General features: G+C 59.8%; 17 protein-coding genes and 1 pseudogene. 4 read left to right on the top strand and 14 right to left on the bottom strand.

What is annotated here, in order from left to right; translation table 11 throughout:
- Positions 1-63: 63 nt before the first annotated feature.
- Positions 64-1,722 (top strand): arylsulfatase, encoded by a 1,659-nt coding sequence (locus tag SPHS8_RS06920; RefSeq protein WP_201514798.1) that lies wholly within the window; start codon positions 64-66, stop codon positions 1,720-1,722.
- Positions 1,723-1,815: 93 nt separating this feature from the next.
- Entirely contained in the window at positions 1,816-2,316 is a 501-nt protein-coding gene (gene terL / locus SPHS8_RS06925) for a phage terminase large subunit (RefSeq protein ID WP_201514799.1), read from the top strand.
- 74 nt (positions 2,317-2,390) lie between these two features.
- Here terL and SPHS8_RS06930 read toward each other — a convergent pair.
- The 5 genes and pseudogenes from SPHS8_RS06930 to SPHS8_RS06950 all read right to left on the bottom strand — a co-directional run bounded on the left by SPHS8_RS06930 (position 2,391) and on the right by SPHS8_RS06950 (position 9,395).
- Positions 2,391-3,575 (bottom strand): annotated as a pseudogene (locus SPHS8_RS06930) (acetyl-CoA C-acyltransferase).
- Between the two features lie 58 nt (positions 3,576-3,633).
- Positions 3,634-4,395 (bottom strand): 3-hydroxyacyl-CoA dehydrogenase, encoded by a 762-nt coding sequence (locus tag SPHS8_RS06935; protein ID WP_201514800.1) that lies wholly within the window; start codon positions 4,393-4,395, stop codon positions 3,634-3,636.
- Between the two features lie 61 nt (positions 4,396-4,456).
- Positions 4,457-4,927: an AMP-binding enzyme gene (locus tag SPHS8_RS06940; protein ID WP_328805324.1), complete on the bottom strand. Its 471-nt coding sequence runs from the start codon at positions 4,925-4,927 to the stop codon at positions 4,457-4,459.
- A gap of 732 nt (positions 4,928-5,659) precedes the next feature.
- A complete protein-coding gene (locus tag SPHS8_RS06945) occupies positions 5,660-8,008 on the bottom strand; it encodes a TonB-dependent receptor (protein ID WP_201514902.1) in 2,349 nt (782 codons plus the stop codon).
- Positions 8,009-8,315: 307 nt separating this feature from the next.
- Complete coding sequence (locus SPHS8_RS06950; RefSeq protein WP_236575024.1) at positions 8,316-9,395, bottom strand: helix-turn-helix transcriptional regulator; 1,080 nt, start codon at positions 9,393-9,395, stop codon at positions 8,316-8,318.
- Positions 9,396-9,635: 240 nt separating this feature from the next.
- Here SPHS8_RS06950 and SPHS8_RS06955 point away from each other — a divergent pair, with 240 nt between their 5' ends.
- Entirely contained in the window at positions 9,636-10,535 is a 900-nt protein-coding gene (locus SPHS8_RS06955; RefSeq protein WP_201514803.1) for an SMP-30/gluconolactonase/LRE family protein, read from the top strand.
- Positions 10,536-10,555: 20 nt separating this feature from the next.
- On the opposite strand, the gene SPHS8_RS06960 is transcribed toward SPHS8_RS06955, so the two are convergent.
- Positions 10,556-11,371 (bottom strand): SDR family NAD(P)-dependent oxidoreductase, encoded by an 816-nt coding sequence (locus tag SPHS8_RS06960; RefSeq protein WP_201514804.1) that lies wholly within the window; start codon positions 11,369-11,371, stop codon positions 10,556-10,558.
- Between the two features lie 62 nt (positions 11,372-11,433).
- On the bottom strand, positions 11,434-12,570 hold the full coding sequence (locus SPHS8_RS06965; protein WP_201530880.1) for an MFS transporter: 1,137 nt from the start codon (positions 12,568-12,570) through the stop codon (positions 11,434-11,436).
- Between SPHS8_RS06965 and SPHS8_RS20375 the strand changes: the two genes are divergently transcribed.
- Positions 12,569-12,757 (top strand): hypothetical protein, encoded by a 189-nt coding sequence (locus tag SPHS8_RS20375; protein WP_201530882.1) that lies wholly within the window; start codon positions 12,569-12,571, stop codon positions 12,755-12,757. The genes SPHS8_RS06965 and SPHS8_RS20375 overlap by 2 nt on opposite strands.
- A 71-nt stretch (positions 12,758-12,828) precedes the next feature.
- On the opposite strand, the gene SPHS8_RS06970 is transcribed toward SPHS8_RS20375, so the two are convergent.
- The 7 genes from SPHS8_RS06970 to SPHS8_RS07000 all read right to left on the bottom strand — a co-directional run bounded on the left by SPHS8_RS06970 (position 12,829) and on the right by SPHS8_RS07000 (position 21,025).
- Positions 12,829-13,242 carry a nuclear transport factor 2 family protein gene (locus SPHS8_RS06970; protein WP_201514806.1) on the bottom strand — a complete coding sequence of 138 codons (414 nt, stop codon included), beginning with the start codon at positions 13,240-13,242 and terminating at the stop codon, positions 12,829-12,831.
- A gap of 33 nt (positions 13,243-13,275) precedes the next feature.
- Positions 13,276-14,724, bottom strand: coding sequence for an acyl-CoA reductase (locus SPHS8_RS06975; RefSeq protein ID WP_201514807.1), 1,449 nt, complete (start codon positions 14,722-14,724; stop codon positions 13,276-13,278).
- A 39-nt stretch (positions 14,725-14,763) separates the two neighbouring features.
- On the bottom strand, positions 14,764-16,140 hold the full coding sequence (locus tag SPHS8_RS06980; protein ID WP_236574999.1) for a hypothetical protein: 1,377 nt from the start codon (positions 16,138-16,140) through the stop codon (positions 14,764-14,766).
- 204 nt (positions 16,141-16,344) lie between these two features.
- Complete coding sequence (locus SPHS8_RS06985) at positions 16,345-17,115, bottom strand: SDR family NAD(P)-dependent oxidoreductase (RefSeq protein ID WP_201514809.1); 771 nt, start codon at positions 17,113-17,115, stop codon at positions 16,345-16,347.
- 1 nt (position 17,116) lies between these two features.
- Complete coding sequence (locus SPHS8_RS06990) at positions 17,117-18,034, bottom strand: SDR family NAD(P)-dependent oxidoreductase (RefSeq protein WP_201514810.1); 918 nt, start codon at positions 18,032-18,034, stop codon at positions 17,117-17,119.
- A gap of 24 nt (positions 18,035-18,058) precedes the next feature.
- Positions 18,059-19,000 carry an alpha/beta hydrolase gene (locus tag SPHS8_RS06995; protein ID WP_201514811.1) on the bottom strand — a complete coding sequence of 314 codons (942 nt, stop codon included), beginning with the start codon at positions 18,998-19,000 and terminating at the stop codon, positions 18,059-18,061.
- A 75-nt stretch (positions 19,001-19,075) separates the two neighbouring features.
- Positions 19,076-21,025: an NAD(P)/FAD-dependent oxidoreductase gene (locus SPHS8_RS07000; RefSeq protein WP_201514812.1), complete on the bottom strand. Its 1,950-nt coding sequence runs from the start codon at positions 21,023-21,025 to the stop codon at positions 19,076-19,078.
- Between the last annotated feature and the right edge of the window lie 643 nt (positions 21,026-21,668).

Consider the following 21,668-nt stretch of genomic DNA (forward strand, 5'->3'; position numbering starts at 1 on the left):
ACCCTCAGCCTTCCGGGGACCGCATGCGCTCGCGGCGGTCCCCTCCTGTCTCTTGGAGCATCCATGCCCCGGCCTCTCAAGACCATATTGCCCTTCCTCGGCGCACTTCTGGGCGCCGCTTCGCCGACGGCCCTTTCCGCAGCAGAAGCGCAGCGACCCAACTTCCTCGTCATCGTCGCAGACGACCTTGGCTATTCGGACCTCGGCGCATTCGGGGGTGAAATCGCGACGCCCAATCTGGACGCCATCGCCAAAAGCGGCACCCGCCTTACCGGCTTCCATACCGCGCCGACCTGCTCGCCAACACGGTCGATGCTGCTGACAGGCACGGACAATCACAAGGCTGGGCTGGGCTCAATGGCGGAACTGCTCGCGCCCAATCAAAGGGGTCAGCCAGGCCATGAGGGCTATCTCCGCTCGGACGTGGCGACGCTAGCCGAGCTCTTGGGAGCAGGCGGATACCGCACGCTCTTTTCGGGCAAATGGCACCTTGGCACCGCCCCCGGTCAGGACCCCCATGCTCGCGGCTTCCAACATAGTTTTGCGTTGTTGCAGGGTGCCCACAATCATTTCGGCCGCAACCTTTCCACAGATCCGGCAAAAGGCTTTACCTACACGCAGGATGGCCGCCCTCTGTCCGCACTGCCCGCCAACTTCTATTCTTCCGATTATTTTGCGGCCCGCCTGATTGATCAACTGAAGTCCACATACAGCGGCGCAGACAAGGCCAAGCCCTTCTTTGCCTATCTCGCCTTCACCGCTCCCCACTGGCCGCTCCAGGCCCCGCGGGAAAACATCACCCGCTATAAGGGCCGCTATGACGCAGGGTATGACGTCCTTCGCGCGCAGCGGCTGAAGCGGCAGGTAGAACTCGGCCTGATCGATCCAGCCGTCGCTGCTCATCCCCCTGTACAGAAAAACGGCAATTGGGATGCCCTGAGCGCCGAGCAAAAGCAAAGCGCCGCCCGTAACATGGAAGTCTATGCCGCCATGGTCGATCGAATGGACCAGAATGTGGGGCGCGTGATCGCAGAGCTCAAACGCACTGGGCAGTATGACAATACGGTCATCATCTTCCTTGCCGACAATGGAGCGGAAGGAATGGACATTGAAAATGGCGGCTTGCCGTCAATCAAGCAGGCGACTGCGCGTGCCGACAACGGGCTGGAAAATCGCGGCAACGCGAATAGCTATGTCGGCATCGGCCCCGGCTGGGCACAGGCTGCAACAGCTCCATCATGGCTGTACAAGGCCTATGCTACAGAGGGTGGAACACGCACCGTAGCCTTTACGGGCTATCGTGGTTTCACGCGAAAAGGCATCGCCAACGCATTCACGTCAGTCATGGACATAGTTCCGACGCTACTGGAACTCGCGCAGGTTCCGCAACCGCAGGGCAGCTTCCAAGGCCGCCCGGTAACCGCTATTCGCGGCAAGAGCTGGGTCCCTTATCTCACCAATGCATCCGAACGTGTCTATGCTGCGGAAGACGCGGTAGGTACCGAGCTATTCGGCTCCCGATCGCTGCGGCAAGGTGATTGGAAAATCACTGACCTGGGGGATGGCCAGTGGGGGTTATATAATATCGCGCACGACCCGGGCGAGGTCACCGACCTGTCCCGGGCGGAACCGGACCGGAAAACCAAACTGATCAAGGCTTGGGACAGCTATGCGAAGGAGGTCGGCGTGATCTTGCCCAATGAACGCATATACCGCCCATAGATAGCGGAGCGCCGATCCTCCTCCACCCTGGGCGCGATCATCACCGCTGTAAGCCATACGCGACACTATGCTAAGGGGCCTCCTTCGCGAGCCATGACTGGCTATCACTTCGGCAGCGGACTTAGCGGCACAATGAGGGCGGGCTGCGCCCGCAACGACTGGTCGGTAGCCATGCTGTGGCGCGTGAGCGAAAACCGCTATTATCTCGATTATGTCTGGCGCCGTCGTGTCGAATTCCCAGAGCTGCTCCATTCCATTAAGCAATTGGCGGAAACGGTCAGGCCGGACAAGATGCTGATCGAAGACAAGGGCGCGGGCAGCGGCCTCATCCAGACCCTACGCGACGATAACGGTGGGTACCCCGTGATCCCTTATGATCCTGGGCAGATCGACAAGGTCAGCCGCATGCGGGTTCAGTCGCACAAGATCGAAGGCGGGCTCATGTTCCTGCCGCGCGAGGCCCCTTGGCTGGAAGAGTTTTTGAACGAGGTCCGCCGTTTCCCCAACGGCGCCCATGACGACCAGATTGATGCCATGTCTCGGTTCCTAGATCATGCTGGCCAACGTTCAGCCGATATAATCACCATCAGATAAAATCTCGGCCGATTGCCATAAGCTGACATCCCCTCAGACGTGATCTGTCAAATAGCTCCCTTCATCTATGCCGATTAGCCTAGTTCAATCGCCATGGCTGTTGCCTCACCACCGCCGATACACAGGCTCGCTATACCGCGTCGGAGGCCGCGACGCTGCAAGGCGCCCAGCAGTGTCGCTAAAATGCGCGCGCCGGATGCACCGATCGGATGGCCGAGCGCCGTGGCGCCGCCGTTCACATTCAACTTGTCCACGGGGATGCCCAAATCCTTGGCAGCGATCATCGCCACGACCGCAAAGGCTTCGTTGACTTCGAACAAATCAACGTCGTCCAAAGCCTAGCCCGCTTTGGCCAGCACCTTGCGCATGGCAGGCACTGGCGCGGTGGTGAAGGCTGCTGGTTTCTGGGCATGAGCCGCCGTAGCGACGACGCGCGCTATGAGGGGAAGGCCGAGTTTATCCGCCACGCTCTGCCGCGTCATGACGAGCGCGGCGGCGCCGTCCGAAATGGAGGACGCGTTGGCGGCGGTGATCGTGCCGTCCTTGCCAAAGGCGGGCTTCAGCGTCGGAATTTTGTCCGGCCGCGCCTTGCCCGGCTGCTCATCAGTGTCGACCCATGTCTCTCCGCTCCGGCCAGGCACCGCAACCGGCGCTATTTCGCGAACGAAAGCACCGCTGCTGATCGCCTGATTGGCACGAGATAGAGAACGTAGCGCATAATCATCCTGATCGGCGCGGGTGAACTGATAGTCGCGCGCAGCCTCTTCGGCAAAGACGCCCATGGCCTTGCCGGGCTGATAAGCATCTTCAAGACCGTCCATCATCATCGTGTCGATGATCTGGTCATGGCCGATGCGCGCGCCTGAGCGATGCTTGGGCAGCACATATGGCGCGTTGCTCATGCTTTCCATCCCGCCCGCGACGATGACATCGGCCGCTCCGCTGGTCAGTGCCTCATGCGCCATGATCGCCGCTTGCATGCCCGATCCGCACATCTTGTTGACCGTGGTCGCTTCCGTGTTGGCACCAAGGCCAGCGCCGAGCGCAGCCTGCCGCGCGGGTGCCTGTCCCAGCCCGGCTGGCAGCACGCAGCCCATGTAGATGCGGTCGATCGCATCGGCCGATACTCCGGCACGCTCAACGGCAGCTCTGACAGCCACAGCGCCCAGTTCCGTAGCCTTGAGCGGGGAAAGGACACCTTGAACGCCGCCCATGGGCGTCCGGGCATAGCCTGTGATGACGACAGGATCATGTGACATAGATCGATTCTCTTGAAGACTGCGCGCGATGATCTTGCGCCGGTTTTTCGTCCGAGGTTCAGCGCGGCGCCATCCGGATGGCGCCGTCGAGGCGGATCACCTCCCCGTTCAGCATGGGGTTGCGGATAGTGCTTTCCACCAGCTGCGCATATTCCGTCGGCTTACCCAGGCGGCTGGGATGCGGCACCTGTGCGCCAAGGGCATCCTGAACGGTCTGAGGAAAGGATTCCAGCATCGGCGTCAGGAAGATGCCAGGCGCAATAGTCATCACGCGAATCTTGTGTTGGGCGAGATCGCGCGCGATCGGGAGGGTCATGCCGACCACCCCGCCTTTCGAAGCGCTATAGGCCGCCTGACCGATCTGTCCGTCATAGGCAGCGACCGACGCTGTGTTGATGATGACCCCTCTTTCGCCGTCAATCTCGTCCGCTGCCGCCAGCCGCGCGGAGAATTTGGCAATGACGTTGAAACTGCCGATCAGGTTGACGCTCACCGTCTTCACAAAGCTGTCCAGCGGATGCGGAATATTTTCCTTGCCCACTGTCTTTACTGCCGGGGCGATGCCAGCACAGTTGACGAGGATGCGCGAGACGCCATGCGTCCGCTCGGCTGCGTCCAGGGCAGCGGTGACGCTGGCGTCGTCGGCGATGTTGGTGGTGACGAAAATGCCACCCAATGCCTTGGCGGTCGCCTGCCCGGCTTCCTCGTTCAAGTCGAAAATGGCGACCTTGGCGTCCTGCTCCGACAGCATCTGCGCCGTTGCCCTGCCCAGACCGGACGCGCCGCCGGTGACGATGGCAGCCATTCCTTTGATGTCCATAAATAATATCCTGTTTCGCGCCCAATGGGCACCTATTCACGAACCTTTCGTTCCGAACCCGTCAGTTATTTGACTGTTCAGCATCCCGCTGTTTGGCGATTTCCTCATTCCTGAGCAGGAACCGCTGCAACTTGCCGCTTGGTGTCTTGGGCAAAGACTCCACGAAGGCGATTTCACGGGGATAGGCGTGCGCAGACAAGCGCGTCTTGACGTAGCGCTGGATCGAGGAGGCTAAATCGGGGTCATCCGCGCTGTACCCTTGGTTCAGCACGATGAAGGCTTTGATGATCTCGGTCCTTTCCGGATCAGGCTTGCCGATCACGGCGGATTCCATCACCGCATCATGTTCCAGCAGAGCGCTTTCGACATCGAACGGTCCCACGCGATAGCCCGAGGTGGTGATGACGTCGTCGGCCCGTCCAATGAAGGAAATGCTTCCGTCTTCATTCTGCTCGACCGTGTCGCCGCTCAAATAATAGTCGCCCACGAAAGCGGCCGTTTCCCGACCAAGATAGCCCGAAAACCACATCATCGGTGACGCCTTGCGGTCCAGCGCCAATATGCCCGGCTCTCCTTGACGCAGCTCCTCACCCTCTGGCGAGCAGACGACGACGCGGTGCCCGATGGGTGGGGAAAGTTGCCGTCCTAGCGGCGCTAGCTTCCGACCTATATGCGCCGTCCAGCGGCAGCGACGCCGACGACCGCAACTCTCAATGTCCGCCATTCCGGACGTATGGATTTGTCAGGCATCTAAGCGTCGCCGCGTAAGTGTGAGCTGGAAACCGCAGATCAGGCGGCTTTGGTGATGCTGATCTGGCCGCCAGTTTCACGGCGTGAGTTCATGCCAGCGGGCAGCAGGCCAGTTGCTAGCAATTTTGGCGATAATCGAGCGATCTAGGCATGTCAGACGAGAGAAGGGGAAGGGGGTGGTGCCGGAGCCGATCGTCAACGACGTAGGCCTGAAGCCTGCCGATGGCCGTCCTGCCCCTGCCCGGATCGAGATGAAGACCGGCGTATCGTGGAGACGGATCTTCGAGGCGGTCAGGCTGACCTCGCGGATGCAACCCGGATCGGATCGAGCACGGATGGCGCCGTGCAAGGCGGCCGCGAGACCTTGCTTATGCCAACCTTGCCAGCTCCCAGAGCACAACTTGTCCAGGGCTTCCAAGAGTTTGTATGCTGCAGCGTACGCGGGCAGCTCCGGCAACCAGAATTTAGACGCTGCCCGAGCAGTCGACATGCGCTGCGCTAACCTGCGACCCGCCTAGAACTTCGCACCGAATTCAACGCCGTAAGTCCGGCCCCGGTCATAGGCGGTGACCAACTGTAGCACGGACACGCCATAAGGATTGAAGCGCCTGTTGAAGATGTTTTGGCCGAACGCCGACACGCTCACCTTGCCCCCGCCGATGGGCACATCCATCAGTCCCAGACGAGCGTCCACGACCGTGCGGGCGGGTACGCCATCATATTGTTCGAGAGGCGAGATCGCGCCGGTTGCGGCTTCGCGAATCGGGCGCTGCAGGAAATAATGCTTGCTCTTGTACGTCACATCGATGCGGCCGTTAATGTAGCTGCCATTCGCGAACTCTGGCGCAGCATAGTTCACCGAACTCCTGGCAGTCCATTTCGACAGGAACACTGGGCGTGACTCGTCCGCGATATCCACGCCATTTATGATGAACTCCTGATAGTCGAAGTCAGTATAGCTGACGTTTCCGCTCAAGGTCAGGCCAGCGAAGGGAACGATTTCCGTTTCCGCCTCAACGCCCTTGATTGTCGCCCTTCCTGCATTGTCGAAACGCTGCCGCCCGTTGACAAATTGCTGGACCTGCAAGCCGCGATATTTGTTGTAGAATCCAGCTATGTTGGCACGCATCTTGTTATCGAACAGGATCGACTTCAGTCCAACTTCAAAAGATTGCAGGGTTTCAGGTTCGTACGGGATGCCGCTCAAGATGCCGCCGGAGACATATCCCGTGGCCACCTTCGCATAGGCGGTCAACCTGCTGGACGGGCGCCAGTTCGCGATGGCGGTGTAGTTCAGCTTTTCATAAGAAGCCTTGTACCGGCCAACGCCAAGGCTGCCGCCCTGCCCTCCGGTGATCGCCTTGATGTCAAGTTCACGGTCATCGATCGTATAGCGGAGCCCACCCGTCAAATCGAAGGTTGGCGTGACGTGCCAGGTCAGCTGGCCATAGCCCGCCATGGAATCGTTGACAGCGACCGTGCTGGTCAAGCCGTTGCCGAACGGGCCGTCCAATCCGGGGAGGGGAATGACGACACCGTCGTCAACCGGCTGGAACGTTCCTAAAACGTCCTTAGCCGGTGACTTTTCATGAAAATAGAAGAGGCCAGCCGTCAGATCGAACAGCTCGGTGGCCAGCTGAAACTGCACTTCCTGGCTGAACTGCTTTTGCTGCGTTGTGCGGGCAGTGAGCAGCGAGAAGAAGCTATCGTTGGGGCCGGGCGCGTTGGCCGGATTCAGCACGCCTGCAACGTTGCGGCCCAGCAAGGCGCTAAGTTGCGCGAAGGTGAAGCGGTTGCCGCCCGTGCCCCCAAGGTCGTAGATATAAGGCTTCTGATCCAGTTCGCGATAAGCGGAGATGCTCTTTACAGAGAAATTGTCGGTCGCCTGAAGTGCCAAGGTGAGGCTGTGCCCTTGGGTTATGACATGTTCCTTGCTGCTGGCGTTGGCCACTGCATCCAGGCGGCGCGTTGAGATATTCGTGATGCCGCCAAATAGAGGCTGAAAGGCGATAATCCCCGAAAGCAGCGCACCGGTCGAGTCCGGTATGACACCGAAGGTCTGAATCGCGCGGCCCAAGGATTGGCTGTCCGTATAGTCGAAGCGATAGGTTGCGACCAGGTCGCCAAAGTCGCCCTTGACGCTCGCCTGCACGCCATCGACATTCGTCATGCCGAGAGCTTTCCCGTAACGGAAGACGCCGAAACTCGGTTCCCTTAGCCTAAGATCAATAGTTCGCCCTGCGAGAAGATTTTCAACATCGCCGTCAATCTGGTCGTGCAGATAGGAAAGCCTTGCGGAGAAAGGTCCAAAGGCAGGAAGGTCAAGCGTGATTTTGCCCCGGAACGCATTGTAGTTTCCGTAGGAGAGATTGGCGTTCAGCCCCCATTCGCCTTTTGGTTCGGCCGTCGTGATATTGAGCGCACCGCTTGTTGCATTGCGGCCGAACAAGGTTCCCTGCGGGCCGCGCAGCACCTCCACCCGCTGGATGTCAGCGAGATCGAACAGCGAGCCCACGGAGCGGCCGACATAAACGCCATCGACATAGATCCCGACTTTAGGGTCGACCGAATTATTCGCGACGCCCGAAGTGATTCCGCGGATGGCGACTGTGACGCTCGATTGCTGACCGCGGGTGGTGACCTGCAGACCGGGCGCCAAAGCATCCAGCCTGCGCGCATTGGTGATACGCAACTGTTCCAGCTGCTCGGTGCCAAACGCAGTCACCGCGACTGGTACGCTCTGCAGGCTTTCTTCGCGCCGCTGCGCGGTAACGACAATGTCGTTGAGCCCGGCTTCCTGCTGCGGGTCGCCCTCCTGCGCCAGTGCGGGCGTGCCCAAGGCCAAGACGCTAGTTGCCACCATGAAATGCCGAATGTGAAGAAGATGCTTCAAGAACTTATCCCCTCTATGTTCTAATTGATCTTATCGTGCGTTGAGCAAGGCATTTTTTGCAGAGGCGCATCTGAGACCAGAGCCAGCATCTTGCGGATCTGAAGAAGAGCGTCCTGCACCAATTTGGATTGTCTTAGAAAATGAGGAATGTGGCCGCTTACCCTATTTTAGGTAAAATGCGTAGAGACCGGCAATATCCCAGCCCCTCACCAATCCTTGCCCAGTCAGATGAGGAGAAATCGCTCACGTCAAAGCGCGGAAAATGATGGTCGACAGATCAGACCAGAATACGTCGGATCAGTTCGGACTGGCGATGCACGCCCACTTTGCCAAACATGGAACGCAGGTGCACGCGCACCGTGGCGAGCTTTATGCCCAGGTCCACCGCAGCATCTTCAAGGCTGCTGCCCTCACTCAGACAAATGGCGAGGCGTATCTCGGTCTGGGTGAAATCGAACAGTTTCTTGAGGACTTTGGGATCCAATGTGGTGCGCTGCGCCGTATCCCGAAGAAATATTCCCACCTCAGGCAGTCCACCATCGTTGCGCCCGTCATGCCGAGGATTGGCTATGATCATGACCGACATGTCATGTTCGCCATGGGGACGGGACAGACTGGCGGCATATGTGGTATCGGGATCCTCCCGCGCCGATTTCACAGCTGCCCATAATCTGGCCGTATCCGCCTGCCAGCAACAGCGAAGTTGGTTGTTGATCAGACGAACGCCATCCTCCTCGGCCAACATCCTGCGCGCGCGTTGATTGAGCCATACCACCTGGTCATCGCTTGACACGATGATCAGGCCGACATTGACGCGGTTCAGCGCCATGTCGTGGAACGAGAGATTGTGCTGAAGACGGCAAACATGGCTGGCCACCTTCATCGATTCAGAGATGTGGAAAGCCAAAGCCTGAATCTGCACGGCATCGGAGGGCTGAAAGGTCTTTTCGCCCACCCGGTAGAGCCTCAGCTTCGCCAGATCATCGCCAATGAAAAAGTCGATGCCGAGCAAGTTAATGGTCGCGGATGACCCGGCAGGTTGATCCGGATGCCGATCATGGCAGAAGGCCGCTTCGCCCTGCACCAATCCTTTTAGCGGATCCGCTCCGCCATCAGGATCCGGCTTGCATGCTTCGCGCGTTCCGCAACGTGCATCCACAGTCATGCAATGTCTGTCCAGACCCTTCTTTGAAAAGATGGAAACAGCCTTCTCGAGACCATAATATTCGCACAGAGCGTCCAGCACATCATACCAAGGTGTTGACGATTGTGCGGCCCCGTAGATTGACGAAACCAGCCGGTTGTCCCGGCTGACATCGCCAGCCGCGGAAACGCCGATCCTATCAACCACATTCATTGACAATCCACTCCTGATCTTCTTATTCTTTGCTGACCGCATGAGCCGCAGTGACAACTAGATCATGCATTGCGGCCTTGCTCAAGCGATTCGGGACCGTCGCCGTCCCGGTTATGTGCCGTTCACGGGTTTTGCGAAGTTACAGCCGTTGCTTGCGCGCGATCTTGCACATCACAAGTGCCATTGCTGCAACGATTCTTCGGCCGTCGTTCAGAACGGCTGTTTATCAGGGAGGTACGATTGATCACCACGCAATATCCAGAAACCGTCCTTGAAGGCTTGAACCTCCCGGAATGCCCCCGATGGTTCGAAGCCGCGCTCTACTTTTCAGATATTCGGCGAGGCCGAGTATATCGTTTGAGGGACGCTCACCCCCCCGAGATCCTGTTTGAAACGGCGGGAGACTTCGTCGGCGGACTGGGGTTCCTCGAAGATGGCGACCTGATCGCCGTGCTGTCGAAGGGCCGACGGATTGTTCGTATCGATCCCGAAGGTGCCGTCGAACATGCAGATTTGAGCGGGCTCTGCCGCTTCGTCCTCAACGACATGATATCGGCAAACGGCCGCGCTTATGTGAGTCAGCCGGGGCACGACATCTGGACGAGCGAGCAGCATGGCATGCCAGAACCAACTGAGCTGCTGATGGCGGACGCCGATGGAAAGGCCATGATCGCGGCGGGGCAGATGATGGGGCCAAATGGCATCGCGGTCAGCCCGGATGGCAAAACGCTCTATGTTGCAGAAAGCTCGGCAATGCGCGTTTCCGCCTTCACCATTGATAGGGTGTCAGGCGTGCTTTCGGACCAGCGTGTCTTTGCTACACTGCCGGACGGCGCGATTCCCGACGGGATTTGTCTCGATGATTCGGGTGCAGTGTGGGCGGCAGCGCCGGTGTCGTACAATGCTGGCGTGGTAAGCAGCGGGCCGGGTGTGCTGCGTATCGACCCGCAAGGCCGGACAACGCACCGCGTGCCGATGCAGCCAGGCAGGCGAGCTCTCGCCTGCGCTTTCGGCGGCTCGGACCGATCGACCCTCTATATATGCACTGTGCCCGATTTTGAAGGTTCAGCCGCGGGCAGCGAGGGTGAAGGCCGGATCGAAAAGGTCACCCTTGATGTCGTGGGCGCTGGAAGCCCTTGATGGCTCCCCGAGCTAGCCCATCAATATTGGATGCCCAAACCGCCATCATGGCAAAAAGCCGCCCCGGTTACGAAGCGCGCCTCGTCCGATGCAAGATAGACGAACAGGTGCGCCGCATCCTCGGGCTGTCCCGCGATTTTCAGCGGGTTGCGCCCGGCAATCTCCTCGATTGCGCTGTCCACAGACGAAAACATGCCGCTCTGGGTATATTCCTGAAGCCCTTCGCGCACCAAGGGTGTGACGGTAAGGCCCGGATGCACTGAATTGACGCGTATCCGCTGGGGACCGAATTCCTCTGCGCCGCACATGGTGAGCATGCGGGCGGCTGCTTTCGACACATGATAGCCTATATTGTGGCTGCTCGTCTTGAAGCTCGCCATCGAACAATTGTTGATGATCGAACCGCCGCCTTCGAAACGTTCGATCGTACCTTCCAGAGCAGGCGCACAATACTTCATCCCGAGGAAAAGCGCGTCATGATTGACGGCCATCACCTTGCGCACATCGTCCAGGCTGCTGTGCTTGATACCGCCATGGATGGAAATGCCGGCATTGTTCACCAGGATGTCCAGCCCGCCGAATTCCGAAACGACGTCAGACACGAGCCTCTCCCACTGTGCCCCGTTGGTGACGTCATGCGCTATCAGTTTGAAGTTACCCGGAGCCTTCAGTTCGCTGATCCGCGCCGATATGGCTTCGCCTTCGTCCGCCCGCAGATCAGTGCCGATGACCGCCTTGGCGCCGTCTCGCAGGAAGGCCTCGCAAATCGCCAGACCGATATTGCCGATGCGTCCGGCTCCAGTCACGATGGCTACTTTGCCCTTGAGCCGATCCATCCTACATTCCTTTCATTCTGCCAGGAAGCCCATGGCTATTCATTATCAAAGCGCCACGATCGTCAGTGCGCGGCCGCGCGATCGGCACTTCCGCCGAGGTTCCCAAACACCGATTTGGCGAGCCATAGCGCGACCAGCGCAGTGACCACATAGGCGACACTCAACAGCACATAGCCCTGGCTGATCGACGATCCCGAGCGCGTCAGCGCCGTCATGCTAAAGGGCACTACGAAATTCCCGAGATAAAGAGCCATCATCGCGATCCCGGTGGCGCGGCCGCGATGCTGCGGCAGGCAATAATGCAGCAGCATGTCGGTGGAAGCGGGAATGAACAGGCCCATTCCCAACGCCGTCAGGACGAGACCCGCCCCGACCGTCATTGCTTCACCCGCCCCTGACAGCGTAGCGCAGCCGGTACCCATGAGCAGGAAAGACAGAATCATCAGCGCGCGTCCACTCATCCGCCGGGAGATGAGCGGAAACAAAAGCGAGGCAGCAACGGTTGTGAAGGCAGCGACCCCAGATAAAGTGCCTGCCAGCTTGGGCGTGTGGATCCCGATCTCCTTGAGAAGGAACGCGGAGTAGACGAACAGAGCGGCGATCCCGGTCCCATAGACGAAATTCAATCCATAAATCGCCCATAGCTGGCGAGGCTGCTTGCCCGCTGACGATGACGCGACAATGGTAAGGGAACGCGGGACGAAGAACAGCACCAGCAGCAACGGAAGTGCGGCAAACAGATACAGAAGATAGGCCGTACGCCAGCCATATTGCGCTGCCCAGCCACCACACATCGCCAGCAGCATCGATGACAGGCCGATAAAGGCGACCCGGCCACTGATCATGGCGCGTCTGCGCCCTGCCAGGAACCCTGCGGCAATCAGGGGCGTGCCGCAGACCGCCAGGGCGGATTCTGCGATGCCGAAAAGGAAACGCACGCCGATGATGGCGTACAGCGATTCGAGCCAATAAGGCAGTGTGCCGATGATCATATAGGCGACCATCGACCAGAGCAGCAGCGGACGAACCCCGATGCGGTCGCCAAGCGCTCCCATGAAGGGGGCGCAGAGGGCGATCATTAATCCCGGCAGCGTGACCACCATGGGGACAAGAATGTCGGCCTGGGCCACTCCGGCAAACTCGGCCTGCATCAACGGCAGGGACGGCGCCACGAAATGCATGCCAGCAGGGGAAAGCATGCTCTCGGCGAAGACGGCCAAGATCAGACCCAGCGAGCCGCCGACGGCCCCGGCAGCGGCCGGAGAAGCCTTCCCTGACGGCGGCTCCTTTTCAGACGCCACTCCGCCTGCTGCCATGTCCGGCGTCGCTATCCTCACCGACGAATCTGCCAAGTCGATCATCCTCTCCATCGGCGCACTTCTTTAAGCCAGCGCTGCCCAGTTCATTCATGATGACGGGGGCGGTTCTCAAGAAACGCCGCGCCGTCCGCCCAACGGCTACTGATCCCTGACCGCGGAAGCGAAAGCCAGCGAAATCCGGCCCGGATCCATATATTCGCGCACCTTCACGATCTTCCCGTCACGCAAGACATGGAGAATATGATAGGTGTTGGCATAGTCTACGCCATCGACCGTGACGCCTTGTGACGTCGCCTCCATGGCAACGCGATCCTCCTCCTCTGTCATCATGCCCGGCGTCACGCGCACACCGGCCTTGGTGCTTGCGGCGATGCCGGCGAACATCGGAGCGCATTGTTCCTTGGTGTAGGTGCCGGACACGCCACCCAGATCACCGGCAACCCACCAGGTCGCATCATCATGCAGAAGATCGAGCGCTTCGTCGAAGCGGCAGTCTGAAAAGGCGCTCCAGAACTGTGCCACGATCGCCTTGTTGTCTGATTGTTGAGACATTCTCAGTCGCCCATATTAATAGTTGTAGGGAACCTAGGCAGCGGCGCCGAAATGACCAGCAGGCGCCTCGGCGACTGCCGTGTCATCGCGGATCCAGCGAACCATGCGCCGGACAGGTTCGATGCCGTCTTGGGGGCCGCCGAAGCCCCCTAGCGTCGCCGTGCCAAGCGAAGTCAGGCGCTGGCCGCCACGCAGTGCACATTTGTCCCTGATCTCGCTTTTCAGTGCGTCAGGATAGATGCCGATAGTCTGGGTATGAATGGTGAGCCGATTGACGGCCTCGTCGATCGCATCGACCGGGATGATGTTCGCCACCCGGCAATCCAGCCTGTCCGCGAAGTCCACGCCATCGGGATATTGCGAGACGATGATCCCGCCTTCGGACGATCTTCCGCCATACACGCGGAATATGCCGGAATGACGGACGCCCTCTATTTCCTCGCGGAGGGTGGTGTCGAAGGCGGGGTGCGCGCTGCTGAGATGGGAGGGCAGCTTCTGCATCGCATCAAATACCGCGCGGCCGAAATCATTGGCGCGCTTGATCCCGCCAGCGTCGGTGCCGGATTCGATGTAGAGGGTGCGGGCGTTGATGCATCCAGCCTGGTTCAGATAGCCGATATCGCGGGCGGCCATTTCAGCCGCCTCCCCCATGGACGCTTCGGTTTCGAACGCCGCCCGCCCAATGATCGATGCGCTGCTCTTGGGATCAAGTGCGACGAGATCCAGGCCCGGCCCGAGATAGTTGCGAATGCTCTCCATTGAGGAGAAGCCGCCCCATGCGACGATCTTTTCAAGGTTGATCGGCCGGTAGAGCGCCCTTTCAACAGCCTCGTCCCCGCCCTTCCAATAGGCGACGCTGACATGTCTGGTCACCGGATGGTCAGGCGCCATTTCGATCATGGTCTGAACGACCGCAAGACAGAAATAGAGATCGTTTGACGGAATCTTGATGATGGCGTCGCTGCGCGTGAAAGCGTTCACGAGCAGGGTTTGCAGCGCGATAACCCAGCCATTGCCCGCGATCACGTGAACAGCCCGTGCGCCAAATGCCCGGATGGCGTAGTCGCGGCCGCCCGCGCTGCCCGGCACCCATCCTTCCAGATATTCGCGGCCGATGCTGTTGTTGATCTGCTCCTCGATCGCGGGGCGGCTGAGCAGCATCGGGATCAGGCCATATTGGAAGCGGAGCATCTCTTCGCTGAAGCTCGACGTCCCGATGCTCATCTCGAGCGCCTTTTGTACATGGACATTGCTGCCCAGTGCGAGACGCTGGCCCAGTTCGACGAAATAATCGATGATTTCGTCCAGCGAGATCTGATAAAGATCATTCTGCTGCCAGGGATCGGACAGGACCAGCTGATCGATATATTGGGTGACGTCGGGGGACCGGAAAGTGAACTTCCCGCCTCGCGTGGAATAGGTTTTCAGCTTCTCGGTTATGATCTTGCCGCGAATGACGAGCGGCACAATGGGATCGGACATATCTGCTTCCAATTAGGACTGGGCGAATATCGCACTCGTTCAAGCGGTCAGCGTCAGGTCTGTCGCACGCTCATAAGCGCCAGCGGACACAGCGCAGGTGATCTTGTCATCGTCTTTGAGGCTGCTGTAGCGCGCGATTTCCGGGCTCATTTGCGGCCCCCTGCGGCCGCAGCCGCACTCGCCGCTGAACTGCACCGTAACCCTGTCGCCCGAAATGCAGCCGCCCCAATAGGTCCGCGGCAGCAGATCGAACAGGGCCAACCTGCCGACGACTTCGCCTTCGCGCGCCAGCGGAACGCCGGTATCGGGGTCAAGGACCGACATGAATACCCAAGGCGGGAAGTGGAACTGGCCATGGCTGCACAGGCGCGCGACGGCATTGATCTCCGACATGCCGTACACCTCATTTATGCGGTGAGGAATACGGCGCCGGACAGTGTCCATCCAGTCGTCGGGGAAAGCAGTGCCGCGCAGGCCCGATCCGCCGCCTGCCTGAATGTAGCTGTCGGGGGTCAGGTTGATCGTCAGGTCACGCTTCTCGCTTTCGAGCGCGATGGAATAGAGCTGAGGCGCCGCCGCCATGACGAACACGCGTTGACCGGCATGGCCAACCACCAGCTCGTTCAGAAACGCGTCCCATTCCGCTTCCTTGTTCTGAAGCTCTCGCTCGCGCACCTGACGCAGCCGCTCGCGCAACTCCGACTGACGGGGGTCCAGTTGCAGCGTTTCACCCCGGTTCGCCGCCGCCTGCAGCTTTGCCGACAACCAGTGCATGTCCAGGTCCCAATGACCATCGCCCACCGTGTACACATGCTTTCCGGGGCGCCCGGCATAATGAAAGTCGCGCAAGATGCGGAATGCGGTCGGGAGGTTATGATGACCGCTGGCGACCGGCCAGGGGCAGAAGAAATCAACCTCGCCGGTCTGGAGGCCGGAATCATCCTCATCCCGGAAGCCGCTGTTGCCGAACATGTAGCCATAATGGGAGAACAGCTGTTCGTCCGTGCTCTTGGGGAAGAAGGAGATCTTGCCACTGGTGCCAGATGAGCACATCGGCCGGATCGGCGTATCCCGTTCCAGGACCGAAATCCATTCTTCCATCGACTGGCAGCTGCCGGTGTCCGTGGACTTGAGATCATGCGTCGTGAACGCGGACAGCCAGTTGGTGAGCTTGCCGAACTCCTTATTCTCGATGAACTTTTCAGTGTAGGACTTATAGGTCGTGTGCGGGAAGCAAAGCGCGGTGATGTCGGCCACGCCACGAATTTCCGTGATCCCGATATCCTCGGCGAGATTGTTGAGGATTCCGAGCCTGTCACGTAGATCGGAGAAGCGCTTTGCGATGGTTGATAGCTGAAATGCCTCGACGTCGGCATAGTCGATCGACCAAAGCCGTTCGGTACCGATGTCCATCATGGTCGACGGATCGTTCAATACTGTCTCAAGATCTGAGATGCTGCTCATATTTCAACCTTTGTATCTTGCCGCTCTTGTTCAGCAGCTTTGTCGTCATCGATGATGAATAAGAGCGTCGCCTGATCCAACTGGCCTACTGACGCTCGCTACAATGTCGATGGCTAAGACCTTGCTACGCCCTGCGCTTACCCCGAATGAGGTAAATCAGCGCATCAGTGCGCCGCCGTTCACATGATAGACTTGGCCGTTCATCCAGCGGCCGTCATCCGACAGAAGCATTGCGACCATCGCCGCAATGTCCGCAGGGTTACCCAACCGCAGCGATGGCGTCTGCTCGCCCATTTGCGACAGCAATTCAAATGTCAGCGCGCCGCCCGCCGTCATTTCGGGCGTGATCACATATCCGGGCGCCACGCAGTTGGCCGTGACGCCTCTCCGGCCCCAATTCGCGGCGACATGGCGCATCAAGGCGTTCAGCCCACTCTTCGACGCCGCGTAGGCCGGCCGAAGCGGGTCGCCCATATCGGCAGCCGCGGAGCTGGTGTAGACCAGCGCCCCGCCGCCGCGGGCCAACAGGTGCGGCAGCACGGCCCGGGTGCAGAGCAGATGCCCGCGCAGATTTACCGTCAATGTCCTGTCGAAAATCTCCAGCTCCTCGGCAAGTGCATTGCTGTCCTGCATGATGGCGCGCATGTCCGCCGCGTTGACGTGCGCGCCATCGAGGCCGCCGAGGCGCTCGGCAGCGGCTTCGATCGCTGTTGCAACCGATGGTTCATCGGCCAGGTCAATGAAGGTGGCGAATGCCTCCCCGCCGTCAGCCGCGATCTCCGCTGCTACGGCCGAGGCCGCAGCCAGATTGATGTCCGCCAGACATAGCCGGGCGCCCTCAGCAGCCAGGCGGCGCGCGGTGGCTGCGCCTATGCCGGTGCCGGACCCAATGACGATCAACGCTTTCCCGCTTAGTCGCCCCTGCATCTCAACCCTGCCCTTCTGATCGTCCGGATAGCAGGCATTCCCCAGCGATCGTCGGACCGGCAGATCGCTCGGGCAGCATTTGACGGACCTGATCGCTCAGTACCGGGGCATTGCCGCTGCCCAGAAAATCGATCCGCGTGTCGATCAGGAGCTTGAGGAGGTCAGGATGGGTGGAAACCCAGAAGGCGTTCGCGGCGATCTGACCAAGGATCTTCTCGCACGCCTCCGGCAATTCCATGCCATAATCCTGCATCCGCAGCCGCATGGCGTCCCGGTAGGGATGCGCGGCCTCACCTTCGCCAGCGCCAGCTTCCCGGTCGAAGATCCGTGTCTTCACCATCCCCGGAAGAACGCTCGCCACATGGATCGGGGCGTTCACATATTCCATTTCCAGGTACAGGCCTTCGCTGAACGACTGGATCGCATGCTTCGACATCACATAGGCGATGTTGGCGGGCATCATCCCGAAGGCCGCGCCCGATGCGACATTGGCGATCCAGCACTCCTCGCCGCTCGCGATCATCTTGGGGACGAAGGCTCTTGACCCATGCACCACGCCGTGGATGTTGACGTTCAGCGTGGTCTCCCATCGCTCGGCGGGAATTTCCCAGGAACATCCCATGGTTTCGATGCCTGCATTGTTTACCAGCAGCCGAACGGAGCCGTGGCGGGCAAAGACGGTTTCCGCCAACCGGTCGATGTCTTCATAGCGCGACACATCGACGGTCATCGCCTCGGCCGAGCCGCCATCGTCCCGGATCTCCTGCGCAACCTGCTCGGCCCGTTCACCGACAAGATCAGCAACGACAACCCTCATCCCGACCTTCGCAGCACGTTTGGCAAGGCCCATGCCGATGCCGGAGCCAGCGCCCGTGATGACCGCTACGCCGCCGCTGAATTTACGTTCTTCTTCCGTCATCGATCATACCTTGTTGATGCAGTTTCAGGCCGGGTTGCTGCCAAAGCGGCGGCGCAGGAAGGCGCATGCGTCGTCCATCGACTGTCGCGCGCCGGCGACCGCACCGACATAGGCCATGAACCCATGGGTCATGCCGGCGTAGCGATGTATTTCCGTATCGACGCCCGCTGCGCGGAGCAGATGGCCATAGGCTTCGGTCTCATCCCGAGCGGGATCGCACTCCGCCGTCGCAATGAAAGCCGGAGGCAAGCCTACAAGATCCTTGGCGCGTGCGGGGCTTGCGCGGAAATCGGCATATTGCGCCTCATCCTCCAGATAGAGTTCCCAGAAATAGTGCACGTCGGAGAGTCGGAGCCCCGGCCCGTCACCGAACTCGCGCGTTGACTCACTGTCGCGCAAAGGATGGTCGCCCGGACCATACCAATTAAGCTGCGCCGTCAGATGAGGCCCTCCAGCATCCCGCGCCAATATCGCGGTGACGCAGGCCAGGACGCCGCCTGCGCTGTCGCCCGCGACAGCGATGCGCGCCTGGTCCCCTTGCAACGCTTCTGCATTGGCTGCGGCCCACTGCACGGCGGCCCAGGCATCTTCCGGGGCAGCGGGGAATTTATGCTCGGGTGCCAGCCGATAGTCGACCGACATCACAACGCTATCCGATCCTGCGGCTAGTGAGCGGGGGATGACATCCTGTGTATCGAGGTCGCCGACAACGAAGCCGCCACCATGAAAATAGACGATGATCGGGAAAGGCCCGATCCCCAAAGGCGTGTAGATCCGCACTCCCATCGACCCTGCCGGACCTGGGATAGCCCGATCCTCGACGGAAGCGAGGCTGACCTCCGCGCGGGGACGCGCGGCAGCGCTGTCCCGTAAGGATTTCCGCAGAAACTCCACCGGTATGTCACGCAGCGGAGGATATGGCGGGGCGTCCGCCACCATCTTCGCAAAATATGGGTCGAGCGGCATGAGCCCTCCTCTCTTATCTGATCGACGGTCCGCTCTTGTGACGGCCTCGTCGCGCCGGAAATCGGCTGGAACAGGTTACATGGACAAGCGAACTGCGGGCTCCACCTCATCATCCCGGGCATCGGCCTTCCGCTTGATCTCGAAATCTTCCGCGCGCGGCGACCGGGTGTCGTGCCAGATATGGGAATTATGGCGGGCGATGCCGATCACCACCTTCTTCCCCTGATCCCGATAATAGCCATGCGCATCGCCGCTGTTAGCCCACACGGTACCGCTGAGTTCGGCATCGACCTCAGACACGAACCTGTCGGCCGCTTCGCGCGAGACGTCGAGCGACGCAAGCTGATCATCCACCATCCATTGCAGCAGTTCGATCGTGTAGTGGACCTGCTGCTCGCTGACGACCGCATGATTGGCGACCAGATGACTATAGGGCCCGCCCAGATAGACCATGTTCGGAAAGCCCGGGACCAGAAGGCCGAGATAGGAGAAGGGATAGGGATCGAAGGCATCCCGCAAGCTGCCGTTGCGCCCCCTGATGTCGAACTGGCGCCCGAACATCAACTTATAGCCGGTAGCAAGCAGGATAGCATCGCACTCCAGCCTGCGCCCGTCAGCCAATATGACGGCATTCTCGTCGGCGCGCTGCATCGCCCCCGACAACAGACGCACATGCGGCTTCTTCACCGTGTCGAAGAACCCGCAATCATGGATGATGCGCTTGGCAAAGGGCGGGTAGCTGGGCGTCAGTTCCGCCTTCATGGCAGGATCATCGCCAAAATGGCTGTCCAGATAGTCCATCGCCTGGCGCTTGATCATGTCGCTGAGCGGCGAAGCGCCGCCCGTGCGGGCCCGATAGTCTTCGTCAATCACTGCAAGCCCGCGCAAATCTTGGTAGGAGAGCGCCGCCGCCTGGAAGCGCAGCCATTGGTGGACGAAGGGTATATTCTCCAACGCCCAACGCTCAAGCGGATCAACTGTCGTATGAGCTAGGGGATTGGGAACGATATATTCCGGCTGCCTCTGGACGATGGTGAGATCACCGACCTGATCGGCGATGGCGGTCGCCACCTGGACCCCGCTGCATGCGCTGCCAACCAGCACGACCTTCTTGCCCGCCAGATCGACGTCCGGATCCCACCGAGCGGTGTGCATGACAGGACCTTGGAACCTGTCCAGATCCTCCACATCAGGAAAGTTGGGGGCGTTGTTGGGTCCTACCGCCCAGATGACGAAATCGGCTTCGTACCGCTCGGCCTCGTCACCCCGTCGGGCTTCGACTACCCACCTGCTGGACGCTTCATCCCAATCAGCGCCCTGTACGGAGACGCCGAACTGAATATGGGGGCGCAGGCGGTATTTGTTGGTGATGTCCTGGATATAGCGCAGAAACTCAGGGCCCGTCGGATAAAAGCGCGTCCAATTGGGGTTCGGGTCGAAGGAATAGGAGTAGCTGCGGCTCGGCGTATCAACGGCAGCGCCAGGATAGCGAGTTTCGAGCCAATTGCCTCCAACATCGCCATGTTTTTCCAGGATCGTGAAGTTGAAACCAGCCTGCTGCAGCTTCACCCCGGCGTTGATGCCCATCATACCAGCCCCGATGACCAACACCTTGAAATCTGCCGGGGGCGCATTTCGCGGCCGCCGGACGCGCGTGTCCGTGGTGAAACCGCTATGCTGATAGGCCGGGCCGACAGACACGTCCGGTAGCGGTCGGCCAGCGGCAAGCTCTGCCATTTTGCTGAACAGCGGGATGTCCAGCGAAGGCAGCAAGGGCTTAGCACCCGCCTTCATTTCCGCGACCAGAAGGGAGCGCACCTGGGCGGCGGCCTTTTCGTAACTATCGTCACCGCCCGCCTCGGCCCGGCGCTCACCTGTAAACATCGTCTGGTTCTTGTCTCCCGGCCGCAGACGGAGCGCAGGACCGTGCTCCTCTAGAAGCGACCGATCACCGCTTATCTGAACCAAGGCCAGCAGGCTGATCACGGGGTCTAAATTGGCAACGCTAGCTTCCAGCATATCCATGCTCGGCATTTTCCTTTGGGTGGCGTTATCGGGACGATCCTCTTTGAGGATCGTTGACCGGGCTTAATTGAACACGATCTGAAGCAACAACAGACAGCCGCGTGAGCGAAACGGGAAAGCTCCCCGGGACGATTGATGCCGGCATAGCCGTGGGCGAACCAAGGCTGCTCATTCTCTGCAGAGACACCCCGCATTCCTCTCGACAAGATTATGTTGTTCCATAGACATCTTGAACGAGCATCGTCCGCAGTCGACCAGGAAATCACATTGTCCCAGAATCGCAGAACTATCCTCGTGCCTGAAGCTTAGCCGGCGCCAAGCGGTCCGGCTTACCACAATTGTGGTAGTTGAGGGCGTGGGCATTGGAAAGCGTCTGAATCCACCAACGATTAGGCCTTGACACGTCCTACGAGATGTCGAGCACGTGAGCCTTGGATTCGGCCGGATTATGAACTCGAGCGCGAGCGCTACATTTGATGGGACACTAGCAAATTAAGAGCCGGTCAACACATGTAACTACATACGGTCCGGGTGCCTTCGCACTGCCACCTCCCTCATTATGCCGAAAGACCGATCGCGCTGCGGATCGCTGCGACTGACTTGCATTAGTATATTTGATCCACTAGCGAGCGCAGCAAGCTAG

This window comes from Sphingobium sp. S6 (assembly GCF_905120495.1).
GTDB lineage: Bacteria > Pseudomonadota > Alphaproteobacteria > Sphingomonadales > Sphingomonadaceae > Sphingobium > Sphingobium agri.